Genomic DNA, 6917 nt, shown 5'->3' with positions numbered 1-6917 from the left:
GAAATGGTCTTGCGGAACTAATTCTTCTACAGAAACGGATACACGCTCATCACGATGATTTTTTAAAGCACCCATCATAAAAAATCTCTCCTTTACCTCTTTTTTATCAGTATTGACACATAAAAAGAGGTTCAGACACATAAACAGGCTGTGGAGAAGACTTTCTCCACAGCCTGGAAAAAAAGAGTCACTTACAGTGACTCTTTTTTTTATAAAATAACATTTATTTATATTGTTTATTTACCCAGGACTTATTACATACATGTTTTTCTCTATAGGCGTTAGATATTCTTTAATACTATCTAACAAAAAAATAAAAATTATATCCTCCGTTTTTTATATAGACATTATAATTAAGAAAATATTTTTGCTATAGTACTTCTAAATTTCATCTGACCATTCTCTTCATTGACAAGCTCCAAAATCCCAATAAGGCATAAAATATTAAAGATTTACTCATGAAAATCTGATTATAATTTTTAACTGTTCTTGCAACATTCCAAGTGGCTTCTATTTCTTTAAGAGTACATTTATTTTCGTGCTCTACTTACTTAGAACTAACTAAAAATTTCATATAAATATTTGACACCCAAAGAAAAGGTATATGTTTGATGCATTTTTCACCCTTAAGTAATTCCTCCTTTTCGCTGTTCTCTCAGACACGAGAATTATATATTTTAAATACTAGATATATTACTTTGCATTAGATTTCCTCACTCTGCTATTCGTATAGCAAAAAGATGCTTCTTTAAGCAAACTATATCAAGGTCACCCATTTATTAAGCTAGAATCATTTTTGTCCATCATACAGACAAATTCAGCATTGCTTCGAGTGAATCATTTTGATTAAACTAATTAAACTCAAGTTTCAAAATTAAATTAGTGTAAACAATAAATTCCACACTAATTTGAACCCAATATACTTAGATACAGTTCTTCCCTTGCCTTAAAGTGCACTTTATACCTTAAAATAATTTTGCAATCAACATACTTATAATATTACTAACAAAATATCTTACTCTGGAGGTGGAATTAATTTATTGATTATTTCGACGTTTAGTTAAAATCAATAATTAAAACCCATTATGCTAATTCAACGTCAATATCATATTCTAAAACACTTATTACAAGAATTTAGATGGTTTTCAATGAAAGAACTAGCTTTTAAGCTTAATTGTTCTACCAAAACAATAAATAGAGACTTATTATATCTTCAAAAGATGCTTCCAAATAACTGGTCTATCAGGTTCCACAAAACTAAAGGCGCGAAATTATATAAGCCTTTAAATGCATCAAATAATGAGATAAATCTGTTATATTGGAAACATACTCTATTGTTTAAAACTCTAAATGTTCTATTAGATACAAATGTGACATCTAATTCAATACTAGCTGAAAAATTATATATTCAGAATAAAAAGGTACCTAATCTATTAAACGAAGTTACATATCACTTACAGCAATACAATATAATGTTGAAAAAATCCCCATTGAGACTTTCGGGAAACAATGTAGATATTCTCCTTATGTATTATGATTTATATATGAATGCATATAGCGATCAAGATTGGCCTTTTACAGAATTTCAACGCGAGTTGCTCATAGAATATTTGACGAAAGTTGAAAAAACAAAAAAAATTATATTCTATAAAGATTCGATTAAAAAGTTATCCTTTTTTATTTGTTTATATTTAAAAAGAAAAAACAATGGATACTCAATATTATTAAAGCATTGGCAGATTAAACATATAAAAGAATCTAGTCGGTATAATAAATTAAAAGAAATCACTAAAAATATATTTAAAGAACATAATATCCAATTGACATCAACAGATATTGTTATTTTTATTATGGCAATAAATTGTTCAGCGTACACATATAAAAAAGAAAACAATCCAGAACCTATTGGCGACATAGGGCAGCCACCCTGTCCAATTTTAACCGCATTTATACAAAAACTTGAAAAAAGATTTAAAATGGACCTTTTATGTGATATTGAATTTATAAACATATTAAACCAAATGTTGTTGCCTAAAAAACAAAATTTTCTCCCATCTAATTATTGGAGCAATTTTTCAACTATCTCTCATATAAGAAAAAAACACGCAGCTATTTTTTATGTGATAAACAAAAAAATAAAATTTTTAGAAAAAACATACAAGACAAATAACTCTAGTGTTCAGCCAAATATATCCGCGTTTTATGTTGCTTTATTAACAATACATATTGCGACGAAAAAAATGAAATTACAGCAAAAAAAAACTCAGATCATTCTACATACAAAAGAAGGAGAGTATTGGTATAAATATTTAATAGAGTTCTTTAACTTAACGTTTAAACAAAATATAAATTTTATAAATGTACACTATGAAGATTTAATAAAGTTGGATACAAAATACTCAGATGTATCTTGTATTATAACTGATACACCTATTGAAATTAGTCATATTCCGATTATCTTTATTTCTACTATACCCACTAAGCGTAACTTAGAAGAAATAAGAAAATTTTTATAATTCATAAAAATAACTCAAAATTCATGATTCAACCTTTTAAAACAAAAACCAAACTTAGACCGAATAAAGAGAATGAATCCTTTATAATAATGGATTCATTCTCCATTATTCTGTCTAAGTTTAAATTTCATCGTTACTTTCATCACTTTCTCTAAAAGAAGAATTTTGTCCATTAGATTTCACATCTTTCAATATAATTCCTATACATAGATTCTGTTTTTGCTGAATTCTGTATTTCATTAACTTGTAAATTTTTTCTACCAACTCTTATTTTTATCTTCAATGTTAACACGAAATAAATTTATAATATTACAACACTACTTAAATTTTCAATTAAAGCCCTATGGATTAATTCCCTATGAAAAAACAATTATAAATAAAATGACTATAAATGGCGGTTCGTCTGCTACATTTTATTTCTTAAAGAATAAAACGTACAAATGGATTTATTAATTCTTCAAACTAAGCGTTTAGTTTGAGTTTTTCATCTCCTTAATATAAATCATAATTCTTTAATTTATCGTTTTCCGACAGAAGACTCTTTCCTCAAAAATGTGAAGGTGTGAAACACCAATTTTAGGTGGGAGATGAATGTCGGTTGGCATAGGCCAACATGTTTGCTATCATTTACTTGTACAGATTACTCTTTGAAAACTGAAGATTTGAGGTTGGTTGCAGAAAAACGTTGCAACCGTAAAATCTTCAACGTTCTATCTCCCACACTTGCCGAAGTTGCGAAAACCAAGCTAAAGTAGGGAGTGTGGTGAATCAACGTACAAGATACTTATGTTCTCACCGTAGGGACTACGGGTAGAGCCTGCTAAGATAACCGGTGGATAATCGGTGTTCGCAGGAATCTCCCACTTCAAACAGTCCGTTAGGACGTTAAGTGGTGAGTAGTTCAATTCTTATTACTAGGATACATTAGATCTCCTCTTTTTTTTAGTTCCCTATATAAACTACTTATATGACATCCCACTATCTTTGCGATAACCGGGTATTCTATCCCATTTTCAAATAACCAAGTTGCATATTCACATTTTTCATCCCATTTTTCATCTTTCGTTTCCCTTGACCTTTGTCGTTTATTTAATTTTGTTTCATATAATTTGTTTAATTCTTGCCCTATCTCGCATTTCTCAATACAATAACGAGGTTCTTGATCCCTATAACTACATTCTCTACAATGTTTTTTCTGTAAATCTAAGATTCTAATTTTACGTTCGACTAGTCTCATATATTTTCCTTTCACGACTATATTGTATAAAATGAGTCCCAAGTTATTATGACTAATCATAAAAATACTTCTAAAGTTTGTATTTCATACTTTCATTAGAATAGTAACAATCCTTTTTACTTCTTCGTTATACATTTGATAAGTTTTCATCACACCTTCACTTCTACACCTCACAATATCCAGGCTTTTCAGAACACCCAAGTGTTGAAATGTTGTAGATTGTGGAATCCCTAATAGATTACGTAATTCAGTCACACTACAGCTACCTCGTTGAATTAATTGCTACAATATATATAAACGTACGGGATGTCCTATTTTATTTAGTATTTCTGCTTGCTTTTTATATGTATACAAACATTTCTTCTAATATCCCCCTAAATGTTTTCTATATATTTCAATTCAATATACCCATTGTTTATATTCTATGTCTGTGATCTTTATAAACTTTCAATTTTACTAACATATAATTACTAGTAATTAATCCTTTACGTTGGCTAGAATTTTTACTCCTCCCGATGCTTTTCATTATCTCCATATTCTTATTGCGATAATGAATATATAAATGTGTATTTATTATCGCAATAAAAAATTACAACATTATTTTTTCTGTTAATTTAATTTTCTATTATTTTTTATACTTTACAATAATAATATTGTCTACATTTGAGACAAATAACACCTTTTTAGTGTGTAGATTTATTTCACATAGATTTTATTTAACATTTCTTTTTACAATAATTATTATGCTTTACTCACCAAAAACACCTCCATTAAATTTTTACATACTTACTATGCAAAATTTAATGGAGGTGTTATTTTATATACCACTATTCAAGTTCACTTCAAAATTAAAATGTATGCTTTTTATACATTAATTATAACTAAGTTATTTTTCAATCAAACGCCATAATGTTTCTTCTTTTAGATTATCCTTTCTAGCATCTAACCATGATTTGGCATTGGTGTTTTTATATGACAGGTATTTATTGTTATATAAATTTCGGAATGTAATATAATTATTCTTTTTCGATACATTAATATTTTCAGAATATGAATCAGGAATCCAAACTTGTGTATCTTTGGGTAATTTAGGAGCGCTTGCAACCGTACCTAATTGCACACCATGATATGTAGGATTATATCCAAGCATATCTAATCCGTCCACTGGGGGGCTATCAGCCCTAATTATTGTCCAATCTCCCGTTTGTACATACTTATTGCCCCCTATTCCCGCATAATGATCAAACCTTATAGTTTGCCCACTTGGAATTGGGCCACTTTCGTGCTGAAGCAAAACAAAATCTTCACCTAACCAAGTTTCATAAGCAATACCACGCCCATTAAATAAACAAGGTTCCATATAATACGATTTATTATATTCAATAGGGTTCCCATCTATATCTAATAAATAATTTGCAGTATCTGCATTTACTGTAATTGAATTAAAACCAAACATTACAATTATAATAGTAAAAATAAGTTGATGCATTCTCAATATAACTTTTATAAAAATTGCCTCCTTGCTCTAATTTATTTACAATTAAAAATACCACAATTTCCAGCGAATAATTCTTTAAAAAGGGCATTTGTTAAATTTACATTTTTAATGGGCTAATTGAACTTGTACAACAACTAGTTATTTTGCTTTATCAATGAATGTTTCATTATTGATGTCATTGTAATTTTTTAATCGTAATCCTGTAAATCTTGCAATGTCTTCTACTAACATCTGATTTCATGTATTCCACGATTAATTGCATTATGCATTGATTAATCACTTCTTATTTTTCATGCTGAATGACTTTCCTTTCTTAAATGTGCATAACACACCTTAAAATAAAAGTGATGCTTAGAAAATGATAAAAAAAATCCTAGCATGGCAATTATTTTCGTTTTTTATTCATTAACATTATTTCTTTGTCAATAAATAAAACTACCTTACATAGAAAGTGACTATCTGTTTTTTAGTGAAAACGCTATAAACTGTAGTAAGTTGCAGAAGATATTGAAGAACCAAAAGTTTAACTTCCTCTTTTTTAAAATTTTTAAACAAAAAAGAAAAAATTAATTCTTCTTGTCGCTTCTTTCCCCTCCGCTAGTATTAATTTATATTATTCATTTATTATTTTGTTTTTTCAGTATAGAGTTGATACCAAAAAGTAATAATAAAAAAAATCCAATAATTATCAATAAACCACCAAATGGGAGCAAATAAAATGGCTCCTTCAAAGAACCATCAGGTTCAATTCTTGTATTGATTTTATAAACAATTAAAAATATAGTACCTATAATTATTGATGTGTAAGCAAAAAAATATTTTTTCTTCATTTCACATCCTCCTTTTTAATCCAACTTTTTCAAAATAACAATTACTTAATATTTAGAGCTTTAAATTTTTTATTCTTAGAAGTTCAAAAATTGGCCTCATTACTCTTAATCCTTTAAATATTTTTCAAACATTTATTCTCGATTCTTGCATTAACTTAACTTATTAGCTAATTCAGCGAAATAAAATAATAGAATAGCTATAATCAAAATAGCCCTCAAAAATATTATGCGAATTGCAAAAATCGAAATATACTCTTTCACGCCTTGATAGCTTTTTTATCTCATACTACTTTCTCTTATACTTAGGAAATACATCCTTACAATAACTCTCTATTTATTTAAAGTCAATATTAAAATATCGAAAAACGATATATTTTTACTCTTTGGTGATATTTTTCTAGTGTTCACTCGATATCATATTTATATTCGAAATAATGTATATTGCGAACGATAAGAACTTTCTACCTTTTAATATTAGTGTGCTCGAAAAATACAATAATATTAAAAACAAGATGTATTCGAATAGTTTCTTGTAACAGCTCTATTCCATCGATTTGTAAATCTGTTTCATGGTAAGACGAACCATCAATATGTGAGATGCTTCTTTGGAAAAAACAATAACCTAAACGTAAAATAAATCATACTGATCAGAATAAAACTATATAAATTTGCAGAAAAAACGTCCTCTCTCTTAAATAACTCTATAATGAAAATAGTGTTTTTATTTTATCGTTTTCCGACAGAAGACTCTTTCCTCAAAAATGTGAAGGTGTGAAACACCAATTTTAGGTGGGAGATGAATGTCGGTTGGCATAGGCCAACATGTTTGCTATCAT

Annotated in this window: 5 protein-coding genes; 1 reads left to right on the top strand and 4 read right to left on the bottom strand. The window is 28.1% G+C overall.

Annotation, left to right across the window (positions count from 1 at the left end; translation table 11 throughout):
• The first annotated feature begins 1085 nt into the window (after nucleotides 1-1085).
• Nucleotides 1086-2516, top strand: coding sequence for a helix-turn-helix domain-containing protein (locus tag ACS2MN_RS30670; protein WP_346994930.1), 1431 nt, complete (start codon nucleotides 1086-1088; stop codon nucleotides 2514-2516).
• Nucleotides 2517-3417: 901 nt separating this feature from the next.
• Here the strand turns inward: ACS2MN_RS30670 and ACS2MN_RS30665 are convergent.
• The 4 genes from ACS2MN_RS30665 to ACS2MN_RS30650 form a co-directional block, all read right to left on the bottom strand.
• Nucleotides 3418-3813 carry a hypothetical protein gene (locus ACS2MN_RS30665; RefSeq protein WP_346994931.1) on the bottom strand — a complete coding sequence of 132 codons (396 nt, stop codon included), beginning with the start codon at nucleotides 3811-3813 and terminating at the stop codon, nucleotides 3418-3420.
• A gap of 24 nt (nucleotides 3814-3837) precedes the next feature.
• On the bottom strand, nucleotides 3838-4029 hold the full coding sequence (locus tag ACS2MN_RS30660) for an ArsR family transcriptional regulator (RefSeq protein ID WP_430384463.1): 192 nt from the start codon (nucleotides 4027-4029) through the stop codon (nucleotides 3838-3840).
• 610 nt (nucleotides 4030-4639) lie between these two features.
• Nucleotides 4640-5242 carry a hypothetical protein gene (locus ACS2MN_RS30655; protein WP_346994932.1) on the bottom strand — a complete coding sequence of 201 codons (603 nt, stop codon included), beginning with the start codon at nucleotides 5240-5242 and terminating at the stop codon, nucleotides 4640-4642.
• A 626-nt stretch (nucleotides 5243-5868) separates the two neighbouring features.
• Nucleotides 5869-6081: a DUF3955 domain-containing protein gene (locus ACS2MN_RS30650; protein WP_346994933.1), complete on the bottom strand. Its 213-nt coding sequence runs from the start codon at nucleotides 6079-6081 to the stop codon at nucleotides 5869-5871.
• Nucleotides 6082-6917: the final 836 nt, after the last annotated feature.

Origin of the sequence: Bacillus cereus group sp. BceL062, from assembly GCF_051780025.1 — a bacterium.
Classification (GTDB): Bacteria; Bacillota; Bacilli; order Bacillales; family Bacillaceae_G; genus Bacillus_A; species Bacillus_A toyonensis.
Note: the sequence above shows the minus strand (reverse complement) of the source record. Positions and strands in the feature narration are given on the sequence as shown.

What these genes read in the sequence shown, in the direction of transcription:
- ACS2MN_RS30670 (WP_346994930.1), top strand. Translation starts at nt 1,086, where the DNA reads ATGCTAATTCAACGTCAATATCATATTCTAAAACACTTATTACAAGAA.
- ACS2MN_RS30665 (WP_346994931.1), bottom strand. Translation starts at nt 3,813, where the DNA reads ATGATTAGTCATAATAACTTGGGACTCATTTTATACAATATAGTCGTG.
- ACS2MN_RS30655 (WP_346994932.1), bottom strand. Translation starts at nt 5,242, where the DNA reads ATGCATCAACTTATTTTTACTATTATAATTGTAATGTTTGGTTTTAAT.
- ACS2MN_RS30650 (WP_346994933.1), bottom strand. Translation starts at nt 6,081, where the DNA reads ATGAAGAAAAAATATTTTTTTGCTTACACATCAATAATTATAGGTACT.